Source organism: Janthinobacterium sp. GW458P, assembly GCF_002127585.1.
In the GTDB taxonomy this organism is placed as follows: Bacteria; Pseudomonadota; Gammaproteobacteria; order Burkholderiales; family Burkholderiaceae_D; genus Janthinobacterium.
Genome location: NZ_NEGZ01000016.1, coordinates 39,721 through 58,621, shown reverse-complemented (window position 1 = coordinate 58,621; position 18,901 = coordinate 39,721). Strand labels below are relative to the sequence as shown.

The following is an 18,901-nucleotide window of genomic DNA, read 5'->3' as shown; positions in this document are numbered from 1 at the left end:
TATCTTATTGATAGCCCTTGAGCACGTCGTCGATCACCCGTCGCAGCGACGTCACGCTGGCCGCCGTGATGTACCAGGCATCGGCATCGACGAAGACGACGCGGCCGTTCTTCCAGGCATTGGTCTGGCGCAAGAGGGGGTTGGCCATCTGCTCGGCCGTCATGACGGGACGGTGCTCCATCACGGCCGTGCGGTCGATGACGTAGATGATGTCGGGATTGGCTTGCTGGATGAACTCGCTGGATATGGGCTGGCCGTGCAAGCCCGCCTCGACGGCCGTGCTGGCCGGTTTCACGCCCAGCGCATCGAAAACAAAACCGTAGCGCGACTGCACGCCGAATGCACTGAAGGCGCCGTTATTGTGCAGCACGATCAGCGCCTTCTCGGGGCGGACCAGCGTCACCTTGCGCGCGGCCGCCACCTTGTCGTCCAGCTCCTGCGCTTTCTGGCGTGCAATATCCTCCTTGCCGAAGATGCGCCCCAGGGTCAGCAAGTGCTCCTTCACTACGCTGATGTGCTTGCTCTCGCTGTTCTGGTAATCGACGTCGAAATGCACCGTGGGCGCGATCTGGCTCAAGTCCTGGTAATGGCTGGCCTGGATCGAGGTCATCAGCACCAGGTCGGGCTGAAGCGCGTGGATGTGTTCGAGATTGGGCTGCACGATGGCACCCAGGTCGCGGATGGCCTCGTCATCCCTGTAGCGCGCGAGAAAGTGCGGCACGTAATCCTTCACCATGCCGGCCACGGGCACGCCCAGCTGGTCGAGGAAATCGACTTCGTTCATGTCGAGCACGGCCACCTTCTGCGGACGCTGCGCAATCACCGTCGTGCCCAGCTTGTGCACGATGGTGATGGGCGCAAACGCCGGCTGCGGGGCGGCAGCGGCGGGCGCCGGCGGCATTGTCGCCGTCTTGTCGCTGCAGCCTTGCAGGATGGCCGCGGCGGCGAGCAGCATGGCCAGCGCCAGGCGGGGTTGGTTGCAGATCATGTCAAGCTCCTGTGGGGGTGAAGTAATTGCAGACACAGCCGCGCTCGTCGCGCACGATGTGGAAATCGATGTCGTACAGGGCGCGCAAACGTTGCTCGGTGACGACCTCGTGCGCGGGGCCGGAACAGCGCACGGCGCCGCCCTGCATGGCGACGACGTGGTCCGAGTAATTGACGGCGAAATTGATGTCGTGGATCACCAGGATCACGGTGCGCCCCTGCTCGTCGCACAGGCGGCGCAGCGCGCGCATGATCTGCACGGCGTGCTTCATGTCGAGGTTGTTGAGCGGCTCGTCGAGCAGCAAAATATCCGTCTGCTGGGCAATCGTCATGGCCAGGAAAGCCATCTGGCGCTGGCCGCCGCTCAGCTCATCGACGTAGGCGGTGCGCAGCGATTCCAGCGACAAAAAGGCGATGGCATCGGCGATCGCCTGCCGGTCCTGCGGCGTCAGGTTACCTCGGCTGTAGGGAAAGCGGCCGAAGGCGACCAGCTCCTCCACCGTCAGGCGCAAATGAAAATCGGGCGACTGGCGCAGCGTGGCCACCTGCCGCGCATAGTCGCCGATGCGGATATCGCCAATGCGGCGACCGTCCACCACAATCTCGCCGCCATCCGCTTCCTGCAGGCGCGCGATGAGCATCAGCAAGGTCGTCTTGCCGGCGCCGTTGGGGCCGATCAAGGATGTCACTTTGCCCTTGGGAAACTGCACGCTGACGTTGTCGAGCACGCGCTTGCTGCCGTAGCTTTTTTTAATCTGTTTGACGTGGATCATGCGGTGCCCCGGGTGCGGACCATGAGCGCGAGGAAATACGCGCCACACACCAGGTTGACGAGGATGCCGACCGTGGTCCGGTAATTGAAAACGTGCTCGACCAGCAGCTGGGCGGCGAGGAAGATGGCGATGGCGATGACGCAGCCCAGCGGCAAGGTCACGCGATGGCGCGCCGTGCGGGCCAGGGCATAAGTCGTGTTCGCCACAAAGATGCCCATGAAGGCCGTCGGACCCAGCAGGCTCGTCGATACCGCCACCAGCACGGCGATCAGCGCCAGCTGCAGCCGCACCATGCGCCGGTAGTCGACGCCCAGCGACATGGCCTGCTCGCGCCCCAGCGCCAGCACATCGAGCGCCGGCAAGGTTGTCAGCACGGCCACGCCGGCGGCGCCCGCCAGCAGGGCCGCGTACAGCAACTGCGCGGGCTGCGCCTTGTTGAACGAGGCCTGGCTGAATCCTTGCAAAATGGCAAATTCGCCGGGGCTGATGCGCAGCTGGATGAACTGGGTGAACGTACCGATCACCATCGTCAGCACGAATCCCAGCAGCAAGAGGAAATACACGTTTTTCTTGCCATCACGAAACAGCCAGTAATGGATGGCCCAGGAATACGCGAGCATGAGCGCGATGGACACGGCGAAATTGCCGTTCGGTCCCAGCAGCACGACGCTGTGCATGCCCATGACGAGGACCAGCAGCGACTGCAGCAGCAGATACACGGCTTCGTAGCCCATGACGGCCGGCGTCAGTATCCGGTTGCCGGCGATGGTCTGGAACACGATCGACGACACGGCCACGCAGACGCCGCCGATGGCGATGGCGGCCAGCCGCGCCAGGCGCTTGGGGAGGATGTAATCCACATCGAAGTTTGCGCCAGCGCAAAGGAATACCAGCGCCAAAACAAGCACGGCCAGCCACAGCGTCCGCTGCGTCACCATGCGCCTCATTGCCGCCCCCGGATGATCAATATGAGGAACAGCAGGCCGCCCACGCCGCCCGCCGTCAGGCCGATGGGCACCTCGAAGGGGTAGATCAGCAAGCGCCCCGCGATGTCGCAGGCCAGCAGCAGCGAAGCGCCGCCCAGCGCGACGATGGGCAGGGTGCGGCCCAGGTTGTCGCCGTAGCGCAAGGCCACCAGGTTCGGGATGGCCAGCCCGACAAACGGAATCGCCCCTACCGTGATGACCGTGGCCGCCACCGTGACGGCCACCAGCATCAGGCCCAGCGCCACCGTAGCGCCATAATTGAGTCCCAGGCTGGTGGCCATCCCCTCTCCCATGCCCAGCACCGTAAAACGCTGCGCGTACAGATACGTGAGGGCAACGATGGGCAGGACCAGGTAGATGATTTCATAGTTGCCTTGGACGATTTTTGAAAAATCGCCGAGCAGCCAGCCCTGCATGCTTTGCAGGATGTTGTTGCGGTAGGCATAAAACTCGGCCACGGCGCTGAGCACGCCGCCATACACGAGACCGATGACGGGCACCAGAATCGTGTTCTTGAAGCGGATGCGGCGGATCAGGGCCACATACAAGGCGCTGGCGGCAAGGCAGAAGGCCAGCGCGAACGCCATCTTGCCCGCCGTGCCCGCCGCAGGCGCCACGGTCAGCGCGACGAGGATGCCCAGCTTGGCCGCGTCGAGGCCGCCCGACGTGGCCGGCTCGACGAATTTGTTGCGCACGATGTGCTGCAGGATGACGCCGCAGACGGACAGGCCCACGCCCGTCAGCACCAGCGCCGCCAGGCGCGGCAGGCGGCTGGCCGTCAGGGTCAGCCAGGCATCGGCGAACAGCGCGTCAGACGGTGCAAACAGCTGCGTCCAGGCAATATTCCGCACGCCGACCAGCAGCGAGGCGCCACACAGCAAAAAGAACAGGAAAAACAGACGCGCGCGGGTCAAATCGTCATCCCGTTCAAGGCTGGCGCCCCGGTGCGGCGATGCGCCAGCCCTTGGCCGCCTGGCGCTGGGCCAGGAAATGCGCATACAGGCCGCCCTGCGCGCGCAAGGCGGCTGGCGCGCCCTGCTCGCGCAGCACGCCGCCGTCGAGCACGACGATCCGGTCGGCCATGGCCACCGTCGACAGCTGGTGGGCGATGACGATCACCGTGCGCTTGCCGCGCAGCCGCGCCAGCGCCTCGGCGATGGCGGCCTGGTTTTCCGCGTCCAGCGCGGCCGTCGCCTCGTCGACCAGCAGTATCGGCGCATCCTTGACCAGCGCGCGGGCAATCGCGATGCGCTGGCGTTCGCCGCCGGACAGGCGCGCGCCGCCCTCGCCCACGGGCGTGTCCAGCCCCTGCGGCAGGCGGGCGATGATTTCGGCCACGCCCGCCTGGCGCGCCGCGTCAAGCACCTCGGCATCGGTGGCGCCCGGCTTGCCGAGGCGGATATTGTCGGCGATGCTGCCCTGGAACAGATAACTGTCCTGGAAGATCTGGCTGATCTGCCCTGCCAATTGCTCGCTGGACATGTGCCGCACATCGACGCCGCCCACCAGCACCGCGCCTGCACTGGCGTCAAAGAAACGCGCGATCAGGCGCACCAGGGTCGTCTTGCCGGAACCGGAAGCGCCGATCAGCGCCGTCATGCTGCCCGGCGCAATCTGCAGATTGATATCTGTCAATGCGTCGGGCTGGTCCTGTGCATAGCGGAAGTGCACATGGCGCAATTCGACCGCGCCGTCGCGCGGCGCTTGCGGCTGGTGTGCTTCCGGCAAGGGCTGCACGGCGAAAATATCGCGCGCAGCATCGAGCGGCCCGCGCGCGCCGCGCAGCACTTCGCCGTAGCTGGCCACTTCCTGCAGCGGGTCGACGAAGCGCACCACCAGCAGCAGCGCCACGATGACGGCGATGGCGTCTGCCGTTTCAAGCACACTGCCAAGGCGGCTATCGAACCACAGCGCGGCGGCGGCCAGCAGGGCGGCAAAGATGGCTTGCACGGCCCAGGCATTGAGCACCGACGACAGCGCCGACAGGTAAATGAGCCGCGTACCCGCGTGGCGCTGCCCGTCGATGGCTTGCTGCAGGAAGCGCGTGCCGTCACCGCCGAATGCGCGCAAGACGGATTGCGCTTGCGCAAACTCAACCAGGCGCTGGCTGGTCCGGGCAAAATGGCGGTGATAAGCATCGTCGGCGCGCTGGCCCAGGTGCGCCGTCAGCCGCAAGGCAGCTGCCAGGAGGGGCAGCGCCAGCAAGGCTGTCACGCCGAGCGGCCAGTGCAGCGCGAACAGCGCGGCCAGCAATACCACGGGCGTGACGGCGCCGCAGATCACGGGCGTCAGTACGTGGGCGGGCAGCTGGGCCACGTTCATCATGCCCTGCGTGATGACATGGCCCAGTTTCGCCGTGTTTTCCGGCGTGAACCAGCCGACGGGCAGGCGCGCCACATGGTCGCCCAGGCGCTGGCGCGCCCCTTGCAGCACCGTCACGCCCACGCGCACGCCCGCCTTTTCCACCTGGCGCCGCCAGCCCCAGCAAGCCACCAGCCCCGCCAGCAGCACCAGCAGCCACAGGGCCGCGCCGCCCGCGTCGCCGGCCAGCAGGCGGCCCAGGGCCAGCACCAGCGCCGTGATCGTCAAGCCGCTCAGCACGCCATACGCGAGCGCCATGGCACAGTAGCGGCGGAACACGGGCGCATCGTCGCCCAGCAGTTGAATGAAGGTCTTCAGCATGATGGGGGAGCCTCTTCCGGGGATGCCTGATAGCCGCCCAGCGCCCACAATTGCGCGTAGCGGCCCTTGTCTGCGAGCAAGCTGGCATGGCTGCCCTGCTCGGCGATGGCGCCGTTGTCAACCACGACGATGTGATCGGCGTGCATGATGGTGTCGAGCCGGTGCGCGATCACGAGCAAGGTGCGGCCCCGGGCAAAGCGCGACAGCGCATCCTGGATCGCCACTTCGTTTTCCGCATCGGCCGCGGCCGTCGCTTCGTCGAGCACCAGCACGTTTGGATCAAGCAGCACGGCGCGGGCGATGCTCACGCGCTGCAGCTCGCCGCCGGACAGCTGCGCGTCCTCGCCGATGACGGAATCGTAGCCGCGTGGCAAGGCCTGGATGCGTTCGTGAATGTTCGCCAGGCGCGCCGCCGCTTCGACCTCGCGCGCGCTGGCCGATGGCCGCCCCAGCGCGATGTTCTCGCGCACGCTGGCGTGGATCAGCCGCACTTCCTGCAGCACGAAACCGATGCGCCGGTACAGCTCGGGCGTGGCGATGTGGCGCAGGTCGACGCCGCCCAGGGTGATGCGCCCCTCGGTCGGGTCGAAAAAGCGCAGCAGCAGCCGCGCCAGCGTCGACTTGCCGGAACCGGAAGCGCCGACGATGGCCGTCACCGTGCCGGGATGCAAGGTCAAATTGAAGCCGGACAACACCTTGTTCTGCCCGTCGTAGGCATAGCCCACGCCTTCCATGCGGATCTCCGTGCCGTTCGGCAACTGCTGCTGGCCGGGCGCCGGCTGCGCCAGCACGGGCGTATCGAGCAAGGCCAGTACGCGCTGGGCGGCGCCGGTGGCGTTGTTGAGGTCGTGCGTCAGGTAATGGAGCAGCAGCATGGGCGCGGAAATGCCGGGCGCCACGAGGGCGAAGGGCAGCACGTCCACGGGCGCCATCGCTCCCAGCGCCACGAACACGGTACCGGCAAGCACCACCACGCCCAGCACGGCGACGGGCGCGATCAGCGCATTGGCATTGGCCATCGAACCGACCAGCGGCCGCGTAAACGCGGCAAACGCATCGGCAAACGCATCGACGGCCGCGCGGTAGCTGCCGTGCGCGCGTCCCGTGGCGCCGAAGGCCTTGACCACGGGAATGCCGTTGACGAACTCCACCACGGCATTGTTGATGCGTCCCATGCCGGCGACGAATTGCGCCATGTTGCCGCTACTGGCCTTCATGGCCCGGCCGAAGAACAGGAAAAAACCGGGAAACGGTAATATCGCGATGAGGGCCAGGCGCCAGTCCATGGCGAACAGGTACACCACCGAGATAGCGATGGCGCCCACGGCGCGCCCCGTCGTTGTATAAAAGTGCGCGGTGAGGCTGTGCAGGGTGTTGATGTCGTCCTGCATCGCCTGCTTGACCTCGCCCGAGGCCCGGCTGGTGAACCAGCCCAGCGGCACCTGCCCCAGGCGCTGCATCGCTTGCAGGCGCAGCTGGTGGGTAAGGCGGTTGTCGGCCAGGTGGGCGGCCAGCTCGCCCAGCGACATCAGCGCCATGCCGAGGAACAGGCAGGCGACGCTGGCGATGATGATGGGCCAGATATCGCCGTGCGCCGGCGCAAAGGCGCTGTGCGCGATCCGCGCGATGCCCGCCAGCGGCGCCAGGGTCAGCATGGAACCGCTGGCGGCCAGCATGGCGGCGGCGATCAGGCGCCCGCGGATGGGCTGCAGTATCCGCCTGATGGGGCCAGGCTGTTTGGTTTCGGCCGGGGCCGCGTCATGGGTGCTCATGAAAAAAGGACAGGCATGGTGTCAAAAGAAAAGAGTGGCTCTCACCCTATATCCCGAACGAGATGACAAAACCCTCAATCGGGCCCGCAACATTGTCAGGCAGCCGCTTGCACCGTGACCCAAAAGCGCGTGCGCGCAACGATCCGCACCGGCAAGGCCAGCGCCAGGTTGTGCAGCGCGCGGTCCGTGTCGCGCAGCGAAAACACCCCGTTGACGCTCAAGCCGGCCACGGCCGGATCGCAGCGCAGCAGGCCGGGCCGGTAGCGGGCCAGTTCGGCCAGCAGCTCATCGAGGCGCATGTGGTCGGCCACCAGCACGCCCTTCGTCCAGGCCGCCGCGCTGGCCGGCACGGGGGCGGCAGACTGCACGATGTCGGCCGAGAAGACGGCACCGTAGCCCGTGGCGACGCCCACGGCGTTGCCGGGCGCATGCGCGAGGCGTATCTCGACGGCGCCCTCGAAGACGTCCACGCGCGACGTGTATTCGTCTTGCCGCAAGGTAAAACGCGTGCCGAGGGCCCGCACCGTGCCGTGGCGCCCCTGCACGCGGAACGGCCGCTGCGCCGGGTCGGGATCGTGGGCCGTGGTGACGAGGATTTCGCCGGCCCGCAAGACCAGCAGGCGCTCGCCGGCGTCGAAGCGCACGTCGACGGCGGAAGCCGAGGCCAGCATCACGCGCGTGCCATCAGGCAAGGTAATCTCGCGGACCTCGCCCGTGGCTGTGCTATGGCCAGCCGTGGCCACTTGCCAGGCGTCCGTGCCGCGCGCCGCATACAGCATGCCGCCCACGGGCAGCAGCACGGTCAGCAGTGTCAGGGCGCGGCGGCGGTTCAGGTAGGCGGCGGGAGCCGGTTCGCGCAGCGCATGGCGGGCCACGTCGCGCGGCACGCTGTGCAGCTTGCCTTCGAACGCCTGCAGGCGCTGCCAGGCGAGATCGTGGTGCGGATGGGCGGCGCGCCAGCGGGCGCAATCGGCCTGGTCCTCATCGCTGGCGTCGTCGGACCACAGGCGCGCCATCCACTGGGCCGCCTGCTGCACGATGGCCGGTGCAATCACCACTTCCATGGCTCAGGCGTCCTGCCCGTGCAGGGCCTGGTAGCAGGCCAGCAGGCCGGCGGCGATGTATTTTTCCACGGACGAGACGGACACCTGCAATTCGGCGGCGATATCGCGGTAGCTGAGGCCATCCAGCTTGCATAACAGCAATGCCGTGCGCGCCTTGGCAGGCAGCCGGTGCAGCACGGCGTCGATGTGCGCCAGCGCTTCGAGCACCAGCGCGCGCTCTTCCCCGGACGGCGCCAGCGCTTCGGGCGCCAGGGCCAGCACTTCCAGGTAGGCCGCCTCGATCTGGCGGCGGCGGTACAGGTCGATGACCATGCCGTTGGCGATCTGCGTCAGGTGGCGGCGCGATTCCCCGGCCGGCGGCACGCGCCCCGTCTTCATCAGGTGCAGGTACACATCGTGCGCCAGGTCGGCCGCATCGATGGCATTGCCCAGCTTGCGGCGCAGCAAGCCCCGCAGCCAGCCATGGTGGTCGGTGTACAGACTGCTCACTTGCTGCTGAAGCGCTAACTCGGCGGTGCTCACGATACCCTTCCTGTGGTCGATGGCCAGCGGGACGGCAGGCGCATCAATATAAATGAGAATTATTCTCATTGTATGCGAAAAAGCAAGACAGGCGCAACCGGCCGGGCCGGAACGCGCGGCATGGCAAGGCGATGGGATCAAACAAACGGGCAATAAAAAACCCTGCAAATCAATGACTTGCAGGGTTCGTTGCAGCCCCGCATGGGGCCAGGTCTGGATCAGACGTTGAACAGAAAGTTCGATCATATATGGTTGATTAAATTAACAAACATACACACCATCCTCTTCTGTACTCACTAACGTACCCACTTTCACCAAGGCTATACAAAAACTGACGAGCATGGCTCTCCTAAAATATTTCCCCAAGAGCAACACTGGGATATCCCGCCCTCTTCTACTCTTAAGCCGGCCACGGGAATCCCAATGCAAATTTCCGACGACTGCGCGGGCTACGATATCGGAGGGCATATGTCCGGGCATTCTGACTAGCTCCAGCTTGCTCAATGATACCGAGAATAAGCGCGACGGAGGTGCTACGCAAGTGCTACACCCTCGCCGCCGAGGTCATGGCAGCGCTTTACCCCTAGCTAACGACGTAGTTATCTGCTATATACTTACGCGGTTACAATTGGCGCCAAGCAATCCGCATGTAAGCCGCCAGCACTCTAGAAATCCATGTCGCTTCCCACAATAAAACCACTCTCGAAGTCCAAAAATGAGAGGAAAACCGAGAACTTAGTCCGCAATTCATTAATGGCACTAAACTACTATGATGAAGAAGGCACCATCGCAGTAGAGGAGCAGAAAAGCAACTCCGATGCAGTCCGAAAATTGCTCAAGGCGGCCAGCAAATCAGGGAAGGGTGGCATCGGCGCCCCTGAATTTATAATTAGCGATATCATTACTCCGGATATTATTGTTATTTTTGAATGCAAAGCCGACGTTAAAGATCACGCTAGTTCGAGAATTGATGAACTCATCGAAGGCATAGACCTGTCTGAAACTGATGTAGACGCTGTCAAACGAATTCAACGCTTCGCGGCCGATGGCGCTTTACATTACGCGCGTCATTTATCCAAGGAATTTAACGTTATAGCCGTGGCAGTAAGCGGAGAGACGAAAAGTAGCATGAAGGTATCGACATATCTTCATACAAAGGGTGCGCCGCGCCCTTCGCCACTGGTAACAAAAGACGGAAAAAGTATCAATAACATAATCGGATGGTCAGATTATGTCGAACATGCAACTTTTGACCCCAAAGTGCAAAAGCTGCGCTTTGGTGAATTGATGAGCTTTGCTGGTGAACTTCATGCATTCATGCGCGACCACGCAAAACTGACCGAGAGTGAGAAGCCGTTGCTAGTAAGTGGCACCCTCATAGCTCTTCGTAACAAAGCGTTTTCAGTAAGCTATCACGCTCACAGCCCGGAAAACTTACAACGCGAATGGATGCGTGTCATAAAAGACGAAATTCGTTCTGCGGATATACCCGAAGCTAAAAAAGACAACATGGTGCAGCCATACTCAAGTATTGCAGTGCACCCTGAGCTTGGTCGTGCGACTTCCCAGTTTCCAAAAGGAATTTTGCATGAATTGGTGAAGGCATTAAACGAAAGAGTCTGGCCCTTCATCAGTGTTTACCACGATTTCGATGTCGTAGGGCAGTTCTACGGTGAATTCTTGAAATATACCAGTGGCGATAAAAAAGCACTTGGTATAGTTTTAACACCACGTCATATTACTGAGTTATTCGCTCTGCTGGCGAACGTGGACAAAAATAGCAAAGTGCTAGATATCTGCGCGGGAACTGGCGGCTTCCTTGTTTCTGCTATGCACCACATGATTCGAGATGCAATTACCGAAGTAGATAGAGCAACCATTAAAGCAAATGGCTTAATAGGTGTCGAGCAGCAACCGAATATGTTCGCGCTTGCAGCTAGCAATATGATTCTTCGGGGTGATGGGAAGGCAAATCTTTATCAAGGCTCCTGCTTTGACACTGCCATTACCAAAGCAATAAAAAAACATGCAGCGACGGCGGGGATGTTAAATCCTCCGTTTTCGCAAAGCGACGCGAGCCTGCATGAGCTGTACTTTACGAAACATATGCTGGACTGCCTAGGGCCACATGGTATTGGCGTAGCAATTATGCCGATGTCATGCGCAATAGCCCCTCATACCGCCAAGGGTGAATTACTGAAACATCATACACTCGAAGCGGTAATGTCTATGCCCGACCTGCTATTTTATCCGGTCGGCACGATAACGTGCATCATGGTATTTACGGCCCATGTCCCTCATGCTACAAGCAAGAAGAAGACTTGGTTTGGCTACTGGAAAGACGACGGCTACTCAGTAGTTAGGCATCGAGGTCGCATTGACCCAGACCAGCGCTGGCCTTTAATTAGAGACAGCTGGGTAGACATGTTCAGGAACCGTGAAGTTATCGTCGGAACCAGTGTAACAAAGCATGTATCCGCATCCGATGAATGGTGCGCTGAGGCATATCTTGAAACAGATTACGCTCACCTAGGCAAGGCTTCCTTCGAGCGTACAGTAAAGAAATTCCTTTTGAGCCGTTTGGTAAACGAAGCGGCAGAATCAGATGAAGAAATAGAGGGAGAGGACGAATGAAACTCGTTCCGATATCAGAGCTTTTTGATGTTATATACGGCGTTAACTTAGAACTTAATAAGTTAATTCGCGACGCAAATGGTATCAATTTTGTTGGACGTTCTGCGAAGAATAATGGCGTCACAGGGAAAGTTCAGGTGATTTCCGATGTCACCCCTATCGAAGCAGGTGTGCTAACTGTAGCCGGAGGCGGCTCTGTTCTCGAAACGTTTGTGCAATTAGAGCCTTTTTACTCCGGCCGAGATCTATATTTTCTACGTCCTAAGTTAGAGATGTCACTCGAGCAGAAACTGTACTATTGTATGTGCATTCGCGCAAATAAATACAGGTTCAATTACGGTCGTCAAGCCAATCGAACTCTAAAGGACATACCGATTCCCGCGATTAGCGAAATTCCGACTTGGGTGCATGATTCGTTCGAAGGCGTAGCGAAAGAATGGAGCGGTTTTTTGGGCAGTCTTGTCAAACCATAGAACTGCTCAGCACTGTACAACGCAGTGCCGAGTATATTACTAGTAATCGTCGTCATCAAAATCAACTGTTGAATGCCCTAAGTTGACCATTTGCCCCCAAAAAGTGGGGGCGCTTCAGTCTCACTATAAAAGCTAGTCGCCGCGTCAAACTTTTCTCTGATGCGGTTGGCACTTAGTTGACGATTCCCCAGACAACGGCTGTCGCCCTGGAGGGGCGCCATGATACATCAAGTGATCCCCTTCACGGGGATCAGGCCGCTAAAGCGAAAGACCGGCCCGCTGGCGCGCTTTCTTGTCTCCTCGCCTTTACCCCGAGTTTTGCAAATAAGGTACCCGTCACTGCTGCAACGACGCTCTTTCTATCTCGTAAGTGCAGAGAGAAGCGAGGTATCGTAGCTCAGTTCCGCAGTACTGAAAACAGAACCTTTCGTCTGGAATATAGTTCCTGGTAATCCCAGCGCCGTCTGTACGTGAACGGCCTTGCCGCCCATGATGGCGTTTGGGATGCAAATTGATTGTGTCCACAAATTTATTTATGGACACAATAATTCAACCACTCCCCATCCAGGCCAAACGCGGTCCGTATCGCCAGCACGGCGAAGATTTCAAACTCACAGCGGTGCGCTGCGTACCTTGATCGAAGGAGCTTCGGTGTCGCGCATCGCGCGCGAATTAAAGATTAAGATGACCGATGAGGCTGAGACGGTATACGCATAAACACTCAGATTACTAGGGCCACTCGGGTTTGACGCTCAGGGACAACTCGACTTCAGCTGCAACACCCAAGAATAGAATCATGTGCGCAGCCCGAGTCGGCGCAACTCAAATTTCAAGGCGACCTGCTGGCCTGACATCAAAACATGCTCGCCTTCGCGCCAATCGCCGCAAGACACATCATCAGCATTTACACCAGCAGCGTGTAGCTCATGAGCCAGGTCAAACAAATCGAAGCGCTCGATGCAACGCCCATCTTCCATCTGGGCGGCGAAACCGGCATCAGTCAGGCGAACATATGTTTTCATTATTTCTCCTCGGGTCATTGATAGGGGGCAACGATTTCCCATAGCCTTGGTCGCTTCGGCGTCAGTGGCGACAGCTAGGTATTAGCGGCTTTTCACGATAAATTTTCGTTGATAAAATCGGTCAAGGCCTTCAAACTTTCCTGACGGACGAAGCCCAAAATATGTACGCATAAACACTCAGAAGCCGAGAGCCAGTCGCGTTTGAGCCGAGTTGCCATACTCACTTAGTTGAGCCATTACCCCGTACAACGATCCCATGATAATCCCGGAATCGCAACAACATACGGCGATGAAACGTTCGTTCATCAGCCTGTTGCAGCTGGTGCAAATCGCAATACAATTTACCTTAGTCCTCTAAGACCTTTGCCGATACCACGAGCACTAGATCGGTCTGAGTCTTGCTGTCCGACCCAGCGGACCAGGATGCAGGTAGGAAACTCAACCCGGATTTCGATTCCGACGACTGAGTATCCTGCAAGCCGCCCAACAGTATTACGTCACCGTCTTTGAGACCTACGGTGGTGGTCAACTGGCGCAGGATAAGTGTCGGAGACCCGACAAGCCCGCTACTATTTGCTTTAAAGCTACTGATCTGCGCGTCCACGTCCAGGCTAATCTCTCCGCTCCCCAATACCCGAGGCAAGGCATCAATGATGACCCCGGACGGCGTATACACGATGTTTTGAACCCGATTGCCTGCATTGTCGTTGCCACTACTGGAAACAGTGGCCGTCTTGTCACCCACCGTCAATTTAAGCTTGGTCCTGTCATAGCCAACAAGACGGCTGTTCGTAACCTGTTTGAAACGGGTATCGCTATTCAGCGCATCGATCACCAGCTCAAAGCGTGTGTTCTTCAGACTGATGGCCGAACCCGAATTAGTTGTACCGAGCGAGGCTCCCAGCTTGGCCCCCAGAAAGGAAGCCGCCAATGAAATGCCACGGCCAGAGCCGCTGCTGTTAGTGACTTCAATCCACGATGCGGAGACGTCGACCATCTTGGCGTGCGTGTCGAGACTGCGGCACAACGAAAGCATCTTGGAAACAGCTGCTTTAGAGCCAGTAAGCACCACCAATTCGCCAGCGACGGTGGCAGCCTTGGCGCCGAAACCAGCGGAGACGACTGCGGCTACAAACTCGCTGGTCCGGTGAATTGGCGCAAAAAGTTCCGACTCTTCGTCTTCCTTCCTGGTTTGAAAACCAACGGCATTTTCCAACACGTGACCATCGATGCCAATCGGCGCGATTTGCGGGCTGGTGAAGCTCATTGCCTGACTAGCCGAGTGCGCAGGTAGCTGCTGGCTCGCAATGACATTCTGAGGGCCGCTCTCACGGTTCAGCGACAAGTAGTAGATACCGCCCTTGAGCGTCGTCGCAATTCCTTCGCGAAGCAGCAGGTCTTCAACGAAGCGTGGCAGCTCGGCGAGGTCGATGTTCTTTACCTTGATCGTAATTCGTTTATCGATTCCGATAACGTCGGGAGATACCACAAAGTCCCGGTGCATGATCGCCTTGAACATAGCTTCGCCAAACGCTATCAGCGGCGTAGCATCGAAGCTCATTGAAACCGGAGCCGAAGCAGGTGCGGCAAACGCCAAGACCGGGGCAAGGATCAGGGAAGACAGGAAGCGTCTCATTGCGCACCTCCTCTGACCCACAGCCCTGTCTCGATTTCAGCCTCCCAGCCGCTGGCACCAGACTTGAAGTGAAGGGGCGATACAACACGGCCATCGGAAAGAACCACGCTCACAGAACCGGAATTGGTGAGAAACCCTTTGCCGGTAACGGTCTCGGAGAACTTGGCAGGCTTGGCGGCATCGGCCACGGCGGCAGAGGGGGTGAAAAACATCGGCCCAAGTACATGAGAGCCTACGCCCCCGAGTACGAGGCCAAATATTAGAGCGATTGCGAGAAACTTGGTCATGTGCTTGTGCGGTGGTTTGGGAGGAATCGGGCGGACTGCGAGAAGTTCGTAGTCCTGGGGAATACGTACAGGGCCAACGAAGCCAGGACGGATGCCGGTGCGTGACTGCAAGTGCCAGCTAGGTAGCAAGCAATGGATAGCATGCGGGTAGCTGTCCGAGAACACTTGTGTGGTGTTATAGGCCCGGTTCAGGTCATCACCCCGGAAGTGCCAGCGGTCGGCTACGACGCCATCCGGAGAGCAACCGAGGCGCACCACGCCGATATGCATGCGAGGCAGTGATCCGTCGCTGAGGCCTGCCGTGATCAGCTTGAACGCGGCCGAAACAAACGGCACTTTCATTCGGTCGAGGCGGCTCATACGCACCACGTACTCGAACAGGCTGTCACGCAGCTGCTTGTCAATCTGGCTGATGTTCTGGCAGATGAAGTACACATCCCATCCGTACTTACGTGCATGGATCGCCCATTCCAGCAGCTCCTTACGTCCGCCAGCTTGGAAGTCCCGGCTATTCAACCAGGACGCGCATTCGTCGAGGAATAGCGCCCCGTTGTGCGACTCATCGAAACCGGGGAGAAGCTGCGGCGCGGGCGGTGTGTACTCGAACCCCTTGGCGGAATATTTGAGCACAGGCTCGAAGTCGATGAAGTGGTTGCCTGAGCCGATGGCGTACAGGTCCGCCGACGTGGGTTTATCCGGTACGCGAATAACGGTCTGCTTCGACTGCCCTGGCATCATATGCTCCATGAACACGTCACAGTTTGTCGCAACGCGCTTGCCAGCGCGCAGGTAGTCGCGCAATAGCTTCATCGCGCCCTTGCCCTTGCCGCTTCCGAGCTTGCCGGTGATTGCGTAGACAGCCATATCACAGTCTCCAATAGTGCTTAGACGAGAACAAGCCGATAAGAAAACCAACAACCAAGCCAGCCAAAAAAACCAAAAAAAATTTATAAATGACCATCATTAAACCAATTTATCTAAAGTGCGTTTCTTGTAGATGTAAAACTGACATACCGCGTCAGCGGACAAGTAGCGGCTCGCCAGATCGTAGAGACGACCATGTCAAATCAACTTATCGAGGATCGTTTTCTTGTACGTGTATAGGGCGCATGCTGCCCACACGCTGCAATAGACGCTGGCGAGCGTGTACGTGACCGGGTTGAATGCAAGCGACAAGCCCACTGCGAAGTTAGGGTGAGACTGGCTAATGCCTTGAATGACGGGACCGCAAACAACGTTTGCGCAGACTTGGCCAGCGGCCCACAGCGCGGCGACCATCGCCGTTAGCGTGGTGACTGCCCAAACGCGCATCCCGACTTTGGCGGTGTTCTCGAAACCGAGATAACCAATAAGAGTTGCCCACATGATGATGCTCCTAGTTGACGGCCAGTGCGGCCCGGATTTGCTGGACACAGCCCAGCAGACAGAAGAAAGCCAAGACGCCATTAATGAACGTCTGAAAGGTGGCGAGCGGGGAGCAAATGTCCATCATCACCGCACCACTACCATTGGGGCTATCGATCATGGGATTGACGCAGGCCGCAGTCGGAATTCTAGGAATGAACGACCAAGTGAAACGACTCGATGCGACATTGACCTGCGACTGAGAATAAGTATTCCAAGAGCCAATATTGTCCGTATTTGATTTCGTGTAATCGGTTGTGGCTTGATCGGCAGGTGCCGTGACTTGGCAACGAGGCTGCGAAGAGCCGCCACATGCCGAGCTAGTAGTCTGTGCATTGACCGAGGCTGTCATCGCAAGGCCTATGACGGATAAACCCAGCATTAGGAAAGGGAGTCGCCTCATGATCAGTCCCGAATGGCAGACTGAATTTGGTTAACGCAGCCGTAAACACACAGCACGCCAAGCACAGCGTTGATAAAGAACGAGAGACGGTCAAACCAGACGCAAATATCCATGTTGATAGTAACGTTGCCTATGGGACTTTTGAGCGAGGGATTTTTACAGACTGCCGTAGGTATCGAGGGAATAAAAGACCAGTTGAACTGACTTGAGCTAATCGCATCAAGCTTACCTTTCATGCCTGTGTCGGCAGTCCGGTTGGCGGCGTTGGTATCACTGGACTTGACACTAGTGGCATCGTCGCGTGCAAACTCAACGCTGCACGCGCTTTGACCAGGCCCACCACAACCCAAGCCTTTGTCGGGTTTCTCGGGAGGCGTAATGTTGACGTGAACGATGACATAGCCCCCGGTTCCAGGATCGTACACTCCAGTGTCGAGGCCCGTCTTGCTGCCATCCGACTTGGTAATGCTGATGTCGAATCCATTACCAGCGTTGGCGCCCACCTCGATGGATTGAGAACCGTCCTGGGATGCAAGCGTCAGTTTGGCCGTATCGGACAAACCATCACACGCCGGGTTCGCCTTATCCGTCAACATTTGCTTAGTCGCAGGGTCGAACAAAATTTCACAAGTTGTATCGGCAGGCTTCTTCACCGCAGATACATTCGTGAGATCACACTTGCTCGAATCAGAAGCCGACGCACTGTAGCCAGGATCGCAGCTAACATCGACATCACGGGCCTGATCATAGAACACAACAGCTTTGCCTCTAACATCAGTGCTAACGTTAAGGTCACCTGGGCGTAACCCTTCTGAGGGAATGCGAATCCAATATGAATCGCGAGCAGACGTAAGATAACGCGCTTCTAGGGCAGCATTACTCGCGTCTGCTTTTGCCAGACAATCAGCGCCCTCAGCCAACCCTTCTTCGGAGCTAGGATTAATATCTGGACGAAACCTGCATGTGACAACTTTGGCGACAAAAGGAAAAGCGCGGTCTGGCGCAAACATCTGCTTGACGGTAATAACACCGGCAACATACCCATCTCCATAGGCATGTGACTGTTTGGCCATCCAAATACGGGTAGACTCAGCAGAAGGATCGTTGTGCGGTTCGGACGGATTTTGTGCAAAGACACCAATGCTAATCGGACCGGCAGGAGGTGGAGGGGGTGGATTACCGCTAGCTGCAATCTGCGGTTTCGGCGTCACATCGCGCTTGCCACTACCTGGGGCCGGGTCGGAGAACTTCTTTGGATCGGGATTTTCTCGTTTTGCATCAGGCTTAAGACTAACGGTGATAGCTGGCTTGGGAGCCTGTGCGGCAGGCATCGATGGAGGCTTGTTATTACACACACTCGTATTGATACTTCCAAACTTATTGCACTCATACCAAAAAATTGCAGATATCGTGCCAGTCACCCCGGCAACAATATCGCTGATGAGAATAGAACCGTACGTGATCTCTAAAAGCCAGCCCGCAATCAATGGAACAATCGCCTGAGACCGGATTGGCACGAACGCAAGCGTGGCAGATACAAATAGGATGACGACAGTTTTCTTGAACGATGCCATGGAGTGGATGCCATATAAAACGGCCACGTGATTAAACGCTGGCCGCAAGGTAAATCGGGAAAAAGATTAGCCAGCTTTACCAAACGCTTTCTTCATCATCTTGATGCCCCAGAAGCCCCCCGCAACCAACACGGCGACCGCGAAAGCAGCAGTGATATAAGTTTGCGCCTGCGCGGACAGCGCAGTAATGGCCTCAACGCCCGGATCGCCAGCTGCGAAGGCTGCACCGGTAGCGGCCATTGCGGAAGCGGCAACCAGCGCCTGTTTAGTGATTACTTTCATGTGTGACTCTCTAAAAAATGCCGTTAATAAAACCCCGGTTTGGCAATGCCGGGGAGTGCTTCGAAAACTTTATCGTGACAAATCACAGGCTTAATCAAGCGACTCGATAGCCTGACGCGCAATACGTCGAATCGCGCCTCCCGCATAGCCCAGGCCGAACGCAGTTAGGCAGTAGCCGACAACCTGGTAAATGGTCATTTGTGGTCCACAATCCGATGAATGACGTACTTGACAAGATATACGGCGGCGACAAATAGTCCTGTCAGGAATAGGATCGGCCCGAGCGACTTGAACAGGCCGGTCATCGTTGGCCTCCCGCAATCCAACCGAGAGCGAACAAGACAACAACTGCAATTGAAATCACAACTTCAGATGAAACAGCATCCATGTCTTCCTCGCC

18 protein-coding genes are annotated in these 18,901 nt (G+C 58.6%); 2 read left to right on the top strand and 16 right to left on the bottom strand.

All coding sequences use genetic code 11. From position 1 onward, the window contains the following. Nucleotides 1-4: 4 nt before the first annotated feature. The 8 genes from CBW50_RS11945 to CBW50_RS11910 all read right to left on the bottom strand — a co-directional run bounded on the left by CBW50_RS11945 (nucleotide 5) and on the right by CBW50_RS11910 (nucleotide 8,786). Complete coding sequence (locus CBW50_RS11945) at nucleotides 5-988, bottom strand: siderophore ABC transporter substrate-binding protein (RefSeq protein ID WP_086145754.1); 984 nt, start codon at nucleotides 986-988, stop codon at nucleotides 5-7. A gap of 1 nt (nucleotide 989) precedes the next feature. Further along, nucleotides 990-1,760 carry an ABC transporter ATP-binding protein gene (locus CBW50_RS11940; RefSeq protein ID WP_086145753.1) on the bottom strand — a complete coding sequence of 257 codons (771 nt, stop codon included), beginning with the start codon at nucleotides 1,758-1,760 and terminating at the stop codon, nucleotides 990-992. Next, complete coding sequence (locus tag CBW50_RS11935; protein ID WP_086145752.1) at nucleotides 1,757-2,707, bottom strand: iron chelate uptake ABC transporter family permease subunit; 951 nt, start codon at nucleotides 2,705-2,707, stop codon at nucleotides 1,757-1,759. Before CBW50_RS11935 ends, CBW50_RS11940 begins: the two co-directional genes overlap by 4 nt. Further along, nucleotides 2,704-3,660 (bottom strand): ABC transporter permease, encoded by a 957-nt coding sequence (locus CBW50_RS11930; protein ID WP_226936297.1) that lies wholly within the window; start codon nucleotides 3,658-3,660, stop codon nucleotides 2,704-2,706. Before CBW50_RS11930 ends, CBW50_RS11935 begins: the two co-directional genes overlap by 4 nt. 13 nt (nucleotides 3,661-3,673) lie before the next feature. After that, nucleotides 3,674-5,428, bottom strand: coding sequence for an ABC transporter ATP-binding protein (locus CBW50_RS11925; protein ID WP_086145750.1), 1,755 nt, complete (start codon nucleotides 5,426-5,428; stop codon nucleotides 3,674-3,676). Next, nucleotides 5,422-7,200 (bottom strand): ABC transporter ATP-binding protein, encoded by a 1,779-nt coding sequence (locus CBW50_RS11920; protein ID WP_086145749.1) that lies wholly within the window; start codon nucleotides 7,198-7,200, stop codon nucleotides 5,422-5,424. The genes CBW50_RS11925 and CBW50_RS11920 overlap by 7 nt, the downstream gene beginning before the upstream one ends. Nucleotides 7,201-7,295: 95 nt before the next feature. Next, on the bottom strand, nucleotides 7,296-8,264 hold the full coding sequence (locus CBW50_RS11915; RefSeq protein ID WP_086145748.1) for a FecR domain-containing protein: 969 nt from the start codon (nucleotides 8,262-8,264) through the stop codon (nucleotides 7,296-7,298). 3 nt (nucleotides 8,265-8,267) lie between these two features. Continuing rightward, a complete protein-coding gene (locus CBW50_RS11910; RefSeq protein ID WP_086145747.1) occupies nucleotides 8,268-8,786 on the bottom strand; it encodes a sigma-70 family RNA polymerase sigma factor in 519 nt (172 codons plus the stop codon). Between the two features lie 675 nt (nucleotides 8,787-9,461). On the opposite strand from CBW50_RS11910, the gene CBW50_RS11905 reads away from it, so the two are divergent. Further along, nucleotides 9,462-11,420 (top strand): N-6 DNA methylase, encoded by a 1,959-nt coding sequence (locus CBW50_RS11905; protein WP_086145746.1) that lies wholly within the window; start codon nucleotides 9,462-9,464, stop codon nucleotides 11,418-11,420. Next, the gene (locus tag CBW50_RS28820) at nucleotides 11,417-11,893 is read left to right on the top strand and encodes a restriction endonuclease subunit S (protein WP_139842484.1); all 477 of its coding nucleotides are present in this window, start codon (nucleotides 11,417-11,419) and stop codon (nucleotides 11,891-11,893) included. The genes CBW50_RS11905 and CBW50_RS28820 overlap by 4 nt, the downstream gene beginning before the upstream one ends. A 794-nt stretch (nucleotides 11,894-12,687) precedes the next feature. Here the strand turns inward: CBW50_RS28820 and CBW50_RS11900 are convergent. The 8 genes from CBW50_RS11900 to CBW50_RS30330 all read right to left on the bottom strand — a co-directional run bounded on the left by CBW50_RS11900 (nucleotide 12,688) and on the right by CBW50_RS30330 (nucleotide 18,889). Continuing rightward, nucleotides 12,688-12,915: a hypothetical protein gene (locus tag CBW50_RS11900; RefSeq protein ID WP_086145745.1), complete on the bottom strand. Its 228-nt coding sequence runs from the start codon at nucleotides 12,913-12,915 to the stop codon at nucleotides 12,688-12,690. A 346-nt stretch (nucleotides 12,916-13,261) separates the two neighbouring features. Then, nucleotides 13,262-14,551, bottom strand: coding sequence for a type II secretion system protein GspD (locus CBW50_RS11895; RefSeq protein WP_086145744.1), 1,290 nt, complete (start codon nucleotides 14,549-14,551; stop codon nucleotides 13,262-13,264). Beyond that, nucleotides 14,548-15,702, bottom strand: a complete 1,155-nt coding sequence (locus CBW50_RS11890) for a zonular occludens toxin domain-containing protein (RefSeq protein ID WP_086145743.1) — start codon at nucleotides 15,700-15,702, stop codon at nucleotides 14,548-14,550. Before CBW50_RS11890 ends, CBW50_RS11895 begins: the two co-directional genes overlap by 4 nt. A gap of 198 nt (nucleotides 15,703-15,900) precedes the next feature. Further along, nucleotides 15,901-16,203: a hypothetical protein gene (locus CBW50_RS11885; protein WP_070345888.1), complete on the bottom strand. Its 303-nt coding sequence runs from the start codon at nucleotides 16,201-16,203 to the stop codon at nucleotides 15,901-15,903. 10 nt (nucleotides 16,204-16,213) lie between these two features. Next, nucleotides 16,214-16,624, bottom strand: coding sequence for a hypothetical protein (locus CBW50_RS29345; RefSeq protein ID WP_172404744.1), 411 nt, complete (start codon nucleotides 16,622-16,624; stop codon nucleotides 16,214-16,216). Between the two features lie 23 nt (nucleotides 16,625-16,647). Next, nucleotides 16,648-18,219, bottom strand: a complete 1,572-nt coding sequence (locus tag CBW50_RS28815; RefSeq protein ID WP_139842483.1) for a hypothetical protein — start codon at nucleotides 18,217-18,219, stop codon at nucleotides 16,648-16,650. A 66-nt stretch (nucleotides 18,220-18,285) separates the two neighbouring features. Continuing rightward, nucleotides 18,286-18,501, bottom strand: a complete 216-nt coding sequence (locus CBW50_RS11875; protein WP_086145741.1) for a major coat protein — start codon at nucleotides 18,499-18,501, stop codon at nucleotides 18,286-18,288. Nucleotides 18,502-18,802: 301 nt separating this feature from the next. Continuing rightward, entirely contained in the window at nucleotides 18,803-18,889 is an 87-nt protein-coding gene (locus tag CBW50_RS30330) for a tail virion protein G7P-2 (RefSeq protein WP_226936322.1), read from the bottom strand. Nucleotides 18,890-18,901 lie beyond the last annotated feature (12 nt).